Source organism: Lactiplantibacillus nangangensis (assembly GCF_005405065.1).
In the GTDB taxonomy this organism is placed as follows: Bacteria; Bacillota; Bacilli; order Lactobacillales; family Lactobacillaceae; genus Lactiplantibacillus; species Lactiplantibacillus nangangensis.
This window is the reverse complement of record NZ_BJDI01000001.1, coordinates 98,739-112,110: the sequence shown is the minus strand read 5'-3', so window position 1 is coordinate 112,110 and position 13,372 is coordinate 98,739. Positions and strand designations below refer to the sequence as shown.

Sequence of the window (13,372 nt, the reverse complement as noted above, 5' to 3'; positions counted from 1 at the left end):
CGTGAAACAATCATGAAAATGGAGGCAAAGTATGGCGTTATCTTATCAAGGTCTGTTAACGGCGGTACCAATCGTTTTACGAGCTGGAAATGTGCCTAATATTGTTGGTGAAGCAGGAATTGGCAAGTCGGCGTTAGTCAGTGAAGTGGCGGCTAGAATGCAGGCCAAACTGTTCACAACGGTCGTGAGCTTATCTGAAAAAGGCGACTTAGCGATTCCAGTGCCACCACTGACTAGTGAGTCTTTTATCCAAACGAAAGCTTATGGTCAATTGGCTGATGTCCAGTTTGGCTATGCCCATACGTTGATTGAAATTATTCGTTACGCTGAAGCCCATCCAAATCAACCTATATTATGGTTCTTAGATGAATTTAACCGCGGTACCCAAGCGGTCCAAAGTGAATTAATGAATCTGGTTTTACAACGGACCATTAATACGCTGACCTTGCCAGATCAGGTTCAATTGATCTTAGCTGAGAATCCAGATGCAAGTATGACTGGCTTTGAAAGTAGTGATTATGGGGTGGTTGCTGGGGATGCGGCCATTAAAGATCGAACGGTTCGGTTAGTAATGCGCACGGATGCGGGTGACTGGTTAAAGTGGGCGGCAGCGCTTGACCCAACAACTCAACGACCGAATATTCACCCGTTGGTTCAACAGTTTATTGGTGAGGACGTGACTCGCTTAAATCAAGCAGACGAGCAAGCCGATATGATTGCTACCCCACGGGCCTGGGCTCGCGTGTCGGCGAACTTGTTCGAATTAGAAAAATGTCCAACGGCTGTTCGTGAGCAAGTGGCGTTGGACATCTTCCAAGGGGACATTGGGCAAACTTTAGGCATCGCGTTTGAACAATATCTAGAACAACAGGCCATTCATTTAACACCAGCGATGATTTATGAAGAACAACCTGTTGGTGCGGTGGTTCCAGCACCAATGTTCAGTCAGTTTAAAGCGATGAGTGAGCCACAGAAGAGCGCTGTGTTACGGAGTTGTTTAGGGGTGACCAGTCAATATGCTTTAACTGATGATCAGCATGCGGGTCGCTTTTTGCAGTTATTACAAACCGTGAGTCAAGATGGTCAGTTTGCGCTAGTTCAGCAGATTGGGCATGACCGTGACTTGTTGAAACAACTGTATACAGCCGACATTGCTAAAAGTAGTCCGTATGTGACGGCGTTATATCAATATTTGCAACAAGTGGCGAGTTGGTCGAACCAATAGGAAAGGGTGAGTGGCGTGTTAAATAATACGGCCGAATATGCGCAGTGGCGTCAACAAATCAGTCATGCACCCACGCCTGATTTGTTGGGGGCAGGTCAAACGATGGTTGATCGTGCCGTGATTGAATTATTGGCGGCTGACCAATTTTATGGCGAAGTGTTGACCCACTTACCACGGACTAGTGTTGAAATAAAGTCGGCGTTCGCGTTGACTTGGCAAGCAAATCGATTGATTTTACAGTTTTCACCACTAGCGATTGCCCAGACCTTTCCACGTTTTGATCAGCTGCAAGCAGGGCTCAAACATGTGGCGTTACATGTCATTTGGCAGCACCCGCTGCGCTATCGACAACAAGTTGCGACCCAGCAACAATTAGTGACACTTGCTACTGATCTTTCAGTCAATCAGTATGTGACTGGCTTGCCGGCCGGGGTAACGAGTCTAAGGACGGTGCAAGCGTTAGTTAAACCGCAACTCCCGATTAAAGCTGATTCGGGGGTGTATTTAAACTTATTATTGCAAGCTCAACAGCGCAGTCAGCAAACTGGCAAGCAATCACAACCACCGAGTTCACAGAAAAAAACATTGCCTCAACCGAGTACTGGCCACAAACCAGCCACCACATTGATTGATGATCCAGCTAGCTGGCAAGCCACTGCGAGTCAATTGAGTAATCCGAATTTGGCGTCATCTCGGTTACAGCAATTAACCCATGATGCCTGGACCGCGACGCAAGAGGCGGGCCGTGGCCTAGTTGCCGGTAAAGTCGCGGCTAGTTTAAAAGTGACTCATCAACCGGCAGCCTTAGCTTGGCGTCGATTGATTGTAAAAGGTTTAGGCCAAATGCCAAGTGGTAAACGACCATCACGAGCGCGATTTAATCGTCGACAACCCGCACGGATGGAATTACCGGGGCAAATTAGTGATACTCGTTTAGCGGTACAAGTTTATGTCGACAATTCAGGCTCAATCAGTGATGACACGCTACAATACTTGTTGAGTCAGGTTGCGACATTGACTCAAACCGTAACGGCAACAATTACTGTTAAGGCGTTTGATGCCATCGTTCAGCCCGGCCAATCTTATCAAGCCAACTTGCCGCAACAAATTCGCTTTGTTCGACATGGCGGCGGTGGAACCATTTATCAAAGTATTTTTGATGATTTAGCGCGAGAACACCTAACTAACCGGACCACGTTAGCCTTGATTCTGACAGATGGTCGTGGAGAACGTACGATTGATGATCATGGCTTTACGAATGTGATTTGGTTGTTAGCACATCACACAGATCACCTATCTGTACAACCAGTGATTGGTCAAGTCGTGACGCTGCGAAAAGAGGTTAAAGTAGATGACTGAACCGTTAAAATCAGCAGAGATGCAATCACTACTGACACATGATTGGCGCTATCAACGGGCCGCTGCCGTTTTAAAGGGGCAGTGGCTGACGATTGTTGCAGAAGAAGAACTGCCATTTCGTCAAGTTATTCAGCCAGAAGATCTACAATTTGCCAAGGCATTACTGATAAGTGGCACACTGACTAGTCAATTTGAGTTTGATAGCTACGCTGGTGTGCAAAAAATACGGCGCTATTTTGGCAATCAGTTGAGTGTGAGTGCTGAGCAGTGGTTAGTCCGGCCATACGTTTAAACAATGATAGTCTTTGTAAAACAAATGAATAGTTTTATACGGCAACGACTCGAAAGCAATGGTAACTTTTGAGTCGTTATTTGTGCAAAATGTGATACTAATCAGGTGCTATCTATCAGTTGGTGTTAGCAAACAAAAATATTTTTGAAATCGTTAACATATTTAGCTATTTTCTATTGCTTATCGATCCATTATCTGTTATTGTTATGTCGGTTGATGGGGTTATTCATTTAAACCGTTTAAATTAAATAACGTTGTCTGAATGACATGGTTGTACTTGGTTGTTTAAGTAATGGGTTTACTGCTAAACTGCATTAGTTAGTTTAGTGAAATAACTAATCTAAGCTAATCTGTTCATTTGGATTAGATCGTTTTGTCATATTATCAAGGAGGAATAGGATCATGAAAAAACATTTAGGCTTAATGACATTGGGCGTTACGGCACTATTGGCTATTCCAGTTGTTGGGAACGCAGCGACTTTTGATCCAGTGGTAACCGGTGGTAGTACGGGGACTAGTAAAGCTACGATTGAAATGACTGATGATGTTGACAGCATGCTACAACTAAAGTCAGCGCCTGACGTGAACTTTCCAAAACAATTTACCGACAACCGGGCTCGGGTGGGCTTGGAAGCAAGCACAGTTAAAGATCCGCTGAGTGTCAAAAATCCGACATCTGATGGCTGGCAAGTCCAAGTTGCCGCTACTGACTTTATGACTTCTGATAGTAAGGTTCTGACTGGTGCCCAAATGACATTTGGCGGTGGGACAGTCGACAATGGTGGTACGCCGGTTGTTCCTGGCTCTCCAGCAGCTCAAAAAGTGACCGTTAATAGCACCCCCGCAACTGTGTTTGCCAGTGACGATGCTAGTAAAGTGGGTGGCGATTGGAATGTGACCTATAAGCCAGCTGATGTTAGCTTAGATATTCCACAAGCAGCTGTAGCAGGCACATACTCAGCAGACCTAACTTGGACGATTGGTAATACGCCTAGCTAGTTAAAGCTATTTGTGGGTGAAGATTGTCGCATGAAACGGAAGCGCTTTATTATGAAACCAAATTTGGCAGTAGTTTTCCTGAGCTTATCAGCACTGTTAGCAATACCAATGGTTGGGCATGCCGCAACATTCGATCCAGTAGTAACTGGTGGTAGTGCAGGGACTAGTAAAGCTACGATTGAGATGACAGACGATGCTAGACTCATGACACAGATAGTATCTGCTCCAGATGTCGCCTTCTCGAACCAGTTCGCTGACGGTCGCGTTCGAAATGGGTTAAATGCCAGCAAGGTTACGGATCCATTAGCGGTGAAAAGCTCGGTACCGACAGTTTGGACTGTTCAAGTGGCAACTAGCGGCTTGAAAACGACTGATGGTACTGAAATGACGGGAGCTCAGTTACATTTTGCGCCGGGAAAAGTAAGTAATTCGGGTAATTTCAGTATTGTTGCTAGTTCCCCGGCCTCGCAACAGGTTGATCTTAGTGGCACCCCAACAACAATCTTTAATGCACCAGATGCGAAGCAAAATGGTGGGACATGGTCCGTCAACTATCAAAATACAGATGTCACAATGGATGTGCCGGCGACCGCAGTTGCGGGGACGTATTCGGCAGATTTAACGTGGACGATTACATGCACACCTGGTCAATCAACTTAACAAATTAAAATGGGGCCTGAACCCCATTAATACATAACTTATTGCTCAACACGAGGGGGGATACAACATGAAGCATCAGATAAGTCTCGCGATTTTAAGCCTTTTGGCATTACTAAGCATTCCAGATGTCAGTAAGGCAGCAACTTTTAGCCCAGCGGTGACCAATGGTGGCTCTGGAACCAGCAAAGCACAAATTACATTGTTTGATAACTTAGAAGAAGATCCAATGGTGGAACTGACTACCGCGCCAGATGTTGCTTTTCCTAAACAATACGCTGATGGTCGTAGTCGGAACAATCTCAATGCTGAAAAAGTAACTGACGGCATTTCGGTGACGAATCCCGGTTTGGCGGATGGTTGGCATGTACAAGTTACGGCAAGTGATTTCAAGACGACCACCGGGAATACTTTGACCGGTGCGCAATTAAAATTCGGCCAAGGAACAGTTACTAGTGATACTGGGGAAGAGGCAGACGATGATACTTTCAATCCTGGTCACAAGAAAATTGAGACGCAGCCGGTTGTTGCCAGCCAAACACCGCAAACTATCTTTAGTGCGACTGAAGGTAGTGGAATTGGGACTAATGCTGCCGCATATACGCCAACTGCTGTTTCACTTGATATCATGTCAAACACTGCTGTTGCGGGAACCTATTCGGCAGATCTAACGTGGACGGTTGCGCTATCACCAGAATAATAATTTCATTTTAGGGGGGCTTGTTAAGATGAAAAAATTAGGTTTCTTAGTTGCTATCGGTGTGTTGTCATTGTTGATGCCGGCGAGGGTTAAGGCCGCAACTTTTGATTCTAGTGTGACCAACGGCAGTGCGGGAAAAAGTCAGGCAACGGTTGAATTTACGGATGATGCTAGTCAAATGTTACAACTGGCTGCTGCACCTGATATAACTTTTCCCTCACAATTCGCGGATGGCCGGTCACGTCAGGGTCTGCAGGCAAGCAAATTGACTGATTATTTAACAATTTTCAATAATGCAGGAGTTAGTGCATGGTCTGTTCAAGTTGCCGCCAGTGGCTTTTATAATGCAACTGGTGGAGAGTTAAAGGGTGCTCAGTTGCATATTGCTCAAGGCAGCATGCTTTCATCCAATCCAGATGATAATCCGGGTATGCTGATCTTAGATGATATTCTTGCCCAGAAAGTTTCACCGAATGCGACGCCGCAGTCAATTGTTACAGCGACTAATAGTACTTATCGAGAGTGGTATTTATATTTAAAGCCTAGTCAAGTGTCTTTAGATTTACCCGAAACCAACGTGGTTGCTGGTAATTATTCGGCAGATCTGACATGGACCATTGCGGCGACACCAAAGTAACGGTTTAACGGATGGGCGAATAACCTATCTTACATAAGATTAATGATTAAAAGTGGGGACTGAGAGAATTGAAATTAAAATCATGGTTAGTGGGGTTGTTGGCTAGTGTTAGCCTATTATTGTTGGCATTACCAGGACAAGCGGAGCAAAATCAGTATGCAATTCGGGCGGTCTTACCGAGTAACCAAGTGGATCAAGAAACAGGCTATTTTGATTTGAAAGTTAGCCCAAAACAAGAACAAACCATTTATGTCCGGATCAAGAATGAAGCTGCGACCAAGCAACAATACGATGTTGCGACAAATTTAGCACTCACCGGGGACAGTGGGACGATTGTCTATAATCAAGCAAAGCCAAAGCTAGATAAGACGTTGCCATTTAATATCGCCGATACGGTTACGGCGCCTAAAATTGTGACTGTGCCAGCTAAAACGACGAGTAAGTTTGCGCTCAAGCTAAAAATACCAGCCAAACCTTTTGATGGCATTGTCTTAGGCGGAATTAATGTTTCCCCACATGAGCAAGCCAATCAAAAACGTCAAGCAGGTGTTACGTTGCAGAATAAGTTTGCCTATGTGCTTGGGCTACAATTGCGGGAGCAAGCTAATATTACAGTTAAACCAGATTTAAAACTTTTGAAGGTTGCCCCGCGCCAAGAAAATTATCGTAATTACATTGCAGCTAAATTGCATAACCCACGGTCAGTAATTATTCACGATTTTCATGTGGACAGTTATGTTGTCAAACAAGGGAGTACTAAGAAACAACTGCAGACGACTAAAGATAAGATGCTGATGGCGCCGAATAGTACTTTCCATTTTGATATGGGTGACGGGACTATGATGTTAACACCCGGCACGTACATGCTGCATTTAAAAGCAAATTCTGAAAATGGCAAGTATAAATGGTCATTTACAAAAAGTTTGTGATCAGTCAGAGAAAAGCTGATAAGTTAAACAACAAGTCGGTTTATAAACCGCAACAAGTTAAAACAACAAACTGGGCTTTAATCATTGCGCTAATTGTGATTATTTTAATTTTGTTGCTGATAGTCATTTGGCTGATTTGGAAGAATCGTCGCAAGAATGATGATAATCAAACAAAATAGTAAGAGTACAACAAAAGAGCTTGCAATCATTTTTGATTACAAGCTCTTTTGTTGACTTTAACGTTGTAAAAAGGTTCGCCAAGCACGCTGGCGTTGAGCCAAATCAGGTTGACTACCCTGACGGAGGCGGGTTTGCAGCCCAATGCGAGCTTCTAGCAGACTTTGTGCTAAGGCCATACTTGATTCCGAGGTCATAATCGTCCCATTCGCTTGGCCTTTCAAAATGACTGATGCCATCAAGGTGAGGTAGTCTTCATAGAAACGGTCAGTGGCTTGTTTGACATCAGTATCGGTGGCACCGAACTCTGCGACCGCGTTGGCAATCAAGTCACCAGTCGGTTGATTGGGCTGATTCAAGTCACGACTGTACAGCATCAATAAAACAGTCAATGGTGAGTCACCAGCTTGTTCTAATTGTTGCATGGCCTGAGTGCAGGCAGCAAGGGCGCGCTGATGATAACATTGCAACGCTTTGAGATATAACGTGTGTTTGTCTCCAAGGGCGTTATAAAGACTTTGTTTCTTGACGCCACTGGTCGCGACGATTTCGTCCATTGAAGTATGGTAATAACCATTTTGCCAGAATAGCAACATGATTTTTTCAATGACTTGTTCATCACTAAAGGTTTTCTTGGCTGGCAAATTGTTCATTCCTTTCGATAAATCAACTTGTTTTTTTAAGTATACCATAGGCCGTGAGTGACTTTAGCACCTGATCAGGGGGATTGAAGACGCTACATAATGTCTTTGAATCTTCTATACAAATGTATTTGTTTATACAGAGGCTTTTAATGAGTAGATTGGCAGCAAAAATAAATATGTTCATAAAATGAGTCGAAAAATCTATTAGTTCAAATTTAAGAACCGTTTGTCTAACGCAAACACAGCAAGGAAACTAGCTCAATTATGCTATTATTATGTCGGAATATATTAGTTATGGTTGTCAATGCTTAACCCTAATAATAATCCTCATTTTAATTTCACTAAAATATAATGTTCATGGGATAATTGGTTGAAGGTGGTCATCAATCTATTAAAAAGCAAAAATCATAAATTCTTGAAACCCTTGGTAATAAACTGATTGAAACAGTTTGTATAATTATATTTGTATTTATATAAAAATGAGAACTCCCTCAGAAGTCCGTTAGAAAGGTCTTTTGGGTGATTAGTTAAGCCCTTTTATTAATTGACAGCGATTACATCGACATGCTATATTTTGCGTGCTGATAGGGAAAGAACACAAAAATATCTATTGGTAACTATGCTTAGTTTTGTTAATTGACTAATTGTAAAGTCGTGCAAAGGATGTGATGGGATGCATTGGAAAACAGGTTTCGCTGGTTTAACCGCGATCGTTAGTGGCCGCCCACTCGTCGCGGGAGCCGATGTGCAACAAGGCACTTACGATGTCACCGTCACAGCTTCAAACACGGCAGGGGGCGTTTTAAATCGAGGTCCACTGGCAGATTTGCTGCCGCAAATGAACGAAATCCAACAATGGACCTTGTTTGGAATTGGCCTACTAATTGTTAGTTTATTAGGATTACTGATCAAACTCTGGTGGCAAAGCCGTCAACAAATAAAGGAGCAATCGTAATGAAAAAGACAATTGGAACACTCATCGCCAGCCTTTCACTTTTAGGTGCTTTACCCTTAGCTGCTCAAGCTGCTGACACAAGTACTGAAAAAGACACCACTGCTGAGATCATCTTAAATCAGGATGAAACTGCGAAAGATATTACCTTAGAAAAAGCGCCAATCATCAATTTAGGGGAACATGATAACGATATCGAAACAGCCACATACACAGCTGAAACGATTACGGATTTAGTCGAAGTTAAAAACCCGGGGAATATTTCCGGTTGGCACGTGGGTGTTAGTGCGACACCTTTCCAAACGAGTGATAGCAGTGGTACTTTACGTGGCGCGGCATTAACCTTTATGCAAGGGGACGTTTACGCGGTGGATGACAATAATGCGTCAAAAGCCCCAACTGCATCTGAAGTAACGCTCAATACGAATAGTCAAACCATTCTATCAGCTGATGAAAATGAAGGGATTGGGGTCTTCGACATGGCTCATGCGAACAATCAAGTTAGCTTGAAAGTGCCAGCTGGTAACTCAGCGGGTGCCTACAAATCAACGATGACCTGGACTTTAAATAACGCCCCTTCTGGCAGCTAGCCCATTAATTAAACGGCTAATGCTGCATTCATGGGAGCGAGGTGTAACTGATGCGGCCGTTGATTTGGTGGTTGGTTTTAAGCGGAATTTTAATTGGCGACTGGTTGGTTACCCCCATGGCTGGCCAAGCTGCCACACAAATAACGCAGTCACAAGTTCAAGTTAAGATTACCCCCAATGAAGATGATAGTGCGGTCAAACCAGTGGATCCGGATGACCCGTCCAAACCTTATCCTGGTGATCCAACTGATCCAGGCAATGTTGACGGAACCGGTTCTCGGGGTCGCTTAACGATTGATTATTTAAGTAATTTAAAATTTAACAGTGTGACAACAGCTAGCGGACCTGCCACGGCGACGGCCAAGAATTCAAAGGCGATGGTCCAAGTCTCAGATCGCCGTTCGACTGGGAGTGGCTGGACCTTACAAGTCTTTCCCAGTGCGCCAACGAATGGCAAGCAGGCCTTAGCGGCGACAATTGACTTGGGAACGATTGAAATCAAACCAGTCACTGAAACGGTCAGTGGGACGCCACAGTTGGTCAACGAAGGCCATCTAGTTGCTGGCCGCGTGAACAATGTTTTAAAAGCAGGTCAACAAGCGGGGTTAGGGACGTGGTTATTGATTATGAACCGCGGTTCGCAGCCAACGACGCTTCATCTAAATGATGTCAAGATTCCGGCCGGTGATTATACTGGCACGCTAACTTGGTCATTGACGAATGCGCCAAGTTAATTAAGCTTGCGTAACCCGTGCTGACAGGTGCGAGTGACGTCTAGCTGGTTCAACAATCATCGTTTCCGATTGTTTGACGAGTTAGGCGCCACTCATTGGCATCCTGCCAGTCACGGGTTGCGCGCTACATAAGATTACCATTGAAAAAAGGAAAGGGTAATGACGATGAAAAAACTATTTATCACAATGACGATGTTAGTGGGCGTCCTCTTCGGTGGTTTAGTGACCAATGCACAGGCCGAAAATCTGAACTATACGGTTTCAGCGGACTTGCCCAAGAATCAGCTTAATTCCAAAGTGTCCTATTTTGATTTGAAAGTGACCCCAGGACAGACACAGGATCTGACGATTCAGATTAAAAACAGTGATAGCGCCGCGCATAAGTATGTCGTGACGCCTAATCGCGCAACGACCAATGACAATGGGGTCATTGATTACAGCCAGACTAAAGCCAAGGCAGATGCGTCACTGAAATTCGATATTAAATCAGCTTTATCACAATCACAAACAGTTGAGGTTCCTGCTAAGACGACGAAGGCAGTCACCTTTAAATTGAAAGTTCCTAAAAAAGGTTTCACTGGGATTGCGTTAGGCGGAATCAACGTTGTTCAAGAAACAGCTGCTAGCAAAAATAAGGCCAGTGGGATGACGATTGAAAATCAATATGCTTACGTGATTGGATTGCAGTTGCAAGAGGAAGCTAAAGTGACCGCCGAACCTAACATGAAACTATTGGGCGTCAAGGCCAAGCAAGTGAACTATCGCAACTATGTTACTGCCAATTTACAAAATACGGCGCCGGTAATCATGCACGGTTTGAAGATTAAAAGTTATGTGACAAACGTTGATTCGACTAAGAAAATCACCACGACGGATAAAGAAAATTTAGCCATGGCGCCAAATAGTAACTTTAACTACGCGATTGGCGATGGTAACCAAGCTTTAAAAGCCGGCAACTACACGTTACACCTCACAGCGACCGCTGAAAAAGGCAAGCATAAGTGGCAGTTCACGCGTAACTTTACGATCAGTGAACAAAAGGCCAAAGAATTGAACAAAACTGCTGTGGGCCAAGAGAAACAACCAAATTACTTCTGGTGGTTCGTTGGACTCGGTGTAATTATTCTCGCCTTACTCAGCTTAGTCATTTGGCTGATACTCAAGAATCGTCGTGATGACAATAATTAATTGAGAGGAGCGGATTGTGATGCGCAAGCGACTAACAACAGGATTATTAGCCGGATTAATGGTGATGGTGAGTCTCGGACTTACCATGATGCGCACGCAAGCCGCCGATGTTGACCCAACGGCGGGTGCCATTGACAGTGCGCCAAAAGGGTTGAACCAATTAGATAAACTCTTTATTTTACCGACAGAATTTTCTAATGGTGTCGCCAATTCTGCGAGTATTAAAGATGTGAACACGACGAGTGCACCTAACACGCAAGCGATTGAAATCAATAATACTAAAAAGCAATTGGGTGGGGCGTGGTCCAGCGAAGTAAATAAGCTGGATTTGACCAAGAATGACACGATTAAATTTTGGGCTTACTTTGGCGCTTCCAGTAGTAAATCGAGTGATGGGCTAGCCTTTGTCATGCAAAATGACCCAAATGGTACTGGTGCTGCCTCTGCCTTTACTAAGAAAACCGTGGTTGGTGAAACACTTGGGGTCTGGGGTGTCGATAACGACACGAACCGAAAAGATCCGGCCGAAATTGCGGCCACGGGGATCCAAAATAGTTGGGCGCTTGAATTTGATTCCTTTAGTAATACTAAAACGAGCTATAGCGACGCCGGTAGTGGGAGTGCCTTCGATTATGGGATCAAAGGTCAACACATTGCGAGCGGGTATCCCGGTTTAGCGGCGCAATATACGCCAGAAAAGGTGACTGGTTTAACTATCTGGGGGATTATCGGGACGAATCGGTATTTCACACAAGTTCATGATAATGTGCAGCCGAATCTGAGTTTAGCGGATGGTCAGTGGCATCATGTCGTCTTGGACTGGAATGCCGCTGCTAAAACGATGACGTCTACGTATGATGACATCAATGTTGACGGCACCGCTAATGCTAATACAGTGACCCAGGTTCATCCAATTGATACGAGTCAATTTAATAGTGCTGATGGAAAAGTAAACTGGGGCATTATGGGAACCAACGGTGGGAATACGGGCAACAGTCTGGTCGTCTTTGAAACAGTGCCCAATCTAATGCTAGATGGCGCGGCAGATGTCAAAGTAGTCGATAAGTCAAAGAATCGTGAAGTGACGACTGGGATGAAAGTTAAAGCTAAGGATAGTCTGGAATACACCTACACGTTGACTTATAAAGAAGGTCAGATGGATTGGGATCACATTACGGCTAAGATTACTTTGCCGAAAGCTGTGACGTTTAGCGAGGTTAGCATTAAATATGCGGATGGCGGTACGCAACTCATGAAAGCACCAGAAGCAGGGGCTGAAAGTGTTGACTACGACATCGGAAAAAATCTCCATGCTGATAATCGGACGGCGACGATCACGATGGTAGGTAAGGCCGATAATGTGGCGGTAAATACGCAAACGACCGCTACCGATGCCTTTTTTACAAGTGACAAGCTTGAAGTTAAAACGATCGCGCCGGATTATCTAATTACGGTCGACCAACCATTGATACTCTACATGTCAACGCTGTCATACACCATTGAAAATGGGCAAGACTTAAAACTGACGGGATTTGTATTTGGGGAAGATTCTGAACAGTTAACGAACAGTTGGATTACAATTTATCCGAAATTAAATGGCGAGGATCTGGAACCATTTAAAATGAGTGACGATGATGAATCAGCACTCTTCAAAATGATCGTGAAATCAAGTCAGCTACATGTTGGGGACAATACCTTGGATCTTTATGCAATGGATGAGGACGAAAACTACTCAAATACGTTGAACGTCAAAATTCATGTCACTAGTGGTTCCTTAGGCTTTAAGACGGTTTCGGCGACGAGTAAGTTTTCAGCCATCACGCTTGATGGTAAAGCTCAAACCGCGCAACGCGAGGATGATTGGGAACTCGTGGTAGCCGATGATCGTGGGAAGGACTCCAGCTGGCAATTACAAGCGAGCGCGAGCGACTTTAGCAACGAAGATGGACGCAAATTACCGGGACAAGTTGTCTATAAGGATGGCACACAATCGACCGTGATCAATGGGTCTGGGACCGTGATTGATAGTCACACGAGTACCAGTGATACGGATGAATATGATGTGATGCAAAGTTGGACCAAAGAGACGGGTTTATTCTTTGAAACGAATGCGGCGGCAACACCTGGCGCCTATTCTGGGAAAATTACTTGGACGCTTTCAAATGCGCCTAGTTGAATACAAAAAATCAGTTCTCGTTATTGAGAGCTGATTTTTTTGTTTGCATCATTGTTTGAAAGGCATAAAAATCCGAGGGTGCAAATCGCGTCATTGCACCCTCGGATTAAATT

At 44.3% G+C, this 13,372-nt stretch carries 14 protein-coding genes; 13 read left to right on the top strand and 1 reads right to left on the bottom strand.

Going from position 1 to position 13,372, the window contains the following annotated elements; translation table 11 throughout:
- Positions 1–31: 31 nt before the first annotated feature.
- The 8 genes from FFM70_RS00555 to FFM70_RS00520 all read left to right on the top strand — a co-directional run bounded on the left by FFM70_RS00555 (position 32) and on the right by FFM70_RS00520 (position 6,798).
- Positions 32–1,225, top strand: coding sequence for an ATP-binding protein (locus FFM70_RS00555; RefSeq protein WP_137614918.1), 1,194 nt, complete (start codon positions 32–34; stop codon positions 1,223–1,225).
- A 15-nt stretch (positions 1,226–1,240) separates the two neighbouring features.
- The gene (locus tag FFM70_RS00550; protein WP_137614917.1) at positions 1,241–2,584 is read left to right on the top strand and encodes a vWA domain-containing protein; all 1,344 of its coding nucleotides are present in this window, start codon (positions 1,241–1,243) and stop codon (positions 2,582–2,584) included.
- Complete coding sequence (locus tag FFM70_RS00545; protein ID WP_137614916.1) at positions 2,577–2,876, top strand: hypothetical protein; 300 nt, start codon at positions 2,577–2,579, stop codon at positions 2,874–2,876. The genes FFM70_RS00550 and FFM70_RS00545 overlap by 8 nt, the downstream gene beginning before the upstream one ends.
- 402 nt (positions 2,877–3,278) lie before the next feature.
- The gene (locus FFM70_RS00540; protein ID WP_137614915.1) at positions 3,279–3,875 is read left to right on the top strand and encodes a WxL domain-containing protein; all 597 of its coding nucleotides are present in this window, start codon (positions 3,279–3,281) and stop codon (positions 3,873–3,875) included.
- A gap of 51 nt (positions 3,876–3,926) precedes the next feature.
- Entirely contained in the window at positions 3,927–4,535 is a 609-nt protein-coding gene (locus FFM70_RS00535) for a WxL domain-containing protein (protein WP_171002264.1), read from the top strand.
- Positions 4,536–4,602: 67 nt separating this feature from the next.
- On the top strand, positions 4,603–5,232 hold the full coding sequence (locus FFM70_RS00530; protein WP_137614913.1) for a WxL domain-containing protein: 630 nt from the start codon (positions 4,603–4,605) through the stop codon (positions 5,230–5,232).
- A 28-nt stretch (positions 5,233–5,260) separates the two neighbouring features.
- On the top strand, positions 5,261–5,869 hold the full coding sequence (locus FFM70_RS00525; RefSeq protein ID WP_137614912.1) for a WxL domain-containing protein: 609 nt from the start codon (positions 5,261–5,263) through the stop codon (positions 5,867–5,869).
- 68 nt (positions 5,870–5,937) lie between these two features.
- Complete coding sequence (locus FFM70_RS00520; RefSeq protein WP_137614911.1) at positions 5,938–6,798, top strand: WxLIP family cell surface protein; 861 nt, start codon at positions 5,938–5,940, stop codon at positions 6,796–6,798.
- 236 nt (positions 6,799–7,034) lie between these two features.
- On the opposite strand, the gene FFM70_RS00515 is transcribed toward FFM70_RS00520, so the two are convergent.
- Positions 7,035–7,628, bottom strand: coding sequence for a TetR/AcrR family transcriptional regulator (locus FFM70_RS00515; RefSeq protein WP_223877399.1), 594 nt, complete (start codon positions 7,626–7,628; stop codon positions 7,035–7,037).
- 664 nt (positions 7,629–8,292) lie between these two features.
- Here FFM70_RS00515 and FFM70_RS00510 point away from each other — a divergent pair.
- From FFM70_RS00510 to FFM70_RS00490, 5 genes are all read left to right on the top strand, one after another.
- Positions 8,293–8,574: a cell surface protein gene (locus FFM70_RS00510; RefSeq protein WP_137614909.1), complete on the top strand. Its 282-nt coding sequence runs from the start codon at positions 8,293–8,295 to the stop codon at positions 8,572–8,574.
- Positions 8,574–9,161 (top strand): WxL domain-containing protein, encoded by a 588-nt coding sequence (locus FFM70_RS00505; protein WP_137614908.1) that lies wholly within the window; start codon positions 8,574–8,576, stop codon positions 9,159–9,161. Before FFM70_RS00510 ends, FFM70_RS00505 begins: the two co-directional genes overlap by 1 nt.
- 50 nt (positions 9,162–9,211) lie before the next feature.
- Positions 9,212–9,895 carry a WxL domain-containing protein gene (locus tag FFM70_RS00500; protein WP_137614907.1) on the top strand — a complete coding sequence of 228 codons (684 nt, stop codon included), beginning with the start codon at positions 9,212–9,214 and terminating at the stop codon, positions 9,893–9,895.
- A 165-nt stretch (positions 9,896–10,060) separates the two neighbouring features.
- The gene (locus FFM70_RS00495) at positions 10,061–11,083 is read left to right on the top strand and encodes a WxLIP family cell surface protein (protein ID WP_137614906.1); all 1,023 of its coding nucleotides are present in this window, start codon (positions 10,061–10,063) and stop codon (positions 11,081–11,083) included.
- A gap of 19 nt (positions 11,084–11,102) precedes the next feature.
- Complete coding sequence (locus FFM70_RS00490; protein WP_137614905.1) at positions 11,103–13,259, top strand: lectin-like domain-containing protein; 2,157 nt, start codon at positions 11,103–11,105, stop codon at positions 13,257–13,259.
- Positions 13,260–13,372: the final 113 nt, after the last annotated feature.

Bases quoted from the DNA above. Each gene is read 5' to 3' on its own strand.
- FFM70_RS00555 (WP_137614918.1), top strand. From the start codon at position 32: ATGGCGTTATCTTATCAAGGTCTGTTAACGGCGGTACCAATCGTTTTA.
- FFM70_RS00495 (WP_137614906.1), top strand. From the start codon at position 10,061: ATGAAAAAACTATTTATCACAATGACGATGTTAGTGGGCGTCCTCTTC.
- FFM70_RS00505 (WP_137614908.1), top strand. From the start codon at position 8,574: ATGAAAAAGACAATTGGAACACTCATCGCCAGCCTTTCACTTTTAGGT.
- FFM70_RS00540 (WP_137614915.1), top strand. From the start codon at position 3,279: ATGAAAAAACATTTAGGCTTAATGACATTGGGCGTTACGGCACTATTG.
- FFM70_RS00530 (WP_137614913.1), top strand. From the start codon at position 4,603: ATGAAGCATCAGATAAGTCTCGCGATTTTAAGCCTTTTGGCATTACTA.
- FFM70_RS00515 (WP_223877399.1), bottom strand. From the start codon at position 7,628: ATGAACAATTTGCCAGCCAAGAAAACCTTTAGTGATGAACAAGTCATT.
- FFM70_RS00525 (WP_137614912.1), top strand. From the start codon at position 5,261: ATGAAAAAATTAGGTTTCTTAGTTGCTATCGGTGTGTTGTCATTGTTG.
- FFM70_RS00510 (WP_137614909.1), top strand. From the start codon at position 8,293: ATGCATTGGAAAACAGGTTTCGCTGGTTTAACCGCGATCGTTAGTGGC.
- FFM70_RS00490 (WP_137614905.1), top strand. From the start codon at position 11,103: ATGCGCAAGCGACTAACAACAGGATTATTAGCCGGATTAATGGTGATG.
- FFM70_RS00500 (WP_137614907.1), top strand. From the start codon at position 9,212: ATGCGGCCGTTGATTTGGTGGTTGGTTTTAAGCGGAATTTTAATTGGC.
- FFM70_RS00545 (WP_137614916.1), top strand. From the start codon at position 2,577: ATGACTGAACCGTTAAAATCAGCAGAGATGCAATCACTACTGACACAT.
- FFM70_RS00535 (WP_171002264.1), top strand. From the start codon at position 3,927: ATGAAACCAAATTTGGCAGTAGTTTTCCTGAGCTTATCAGCACTGTTA.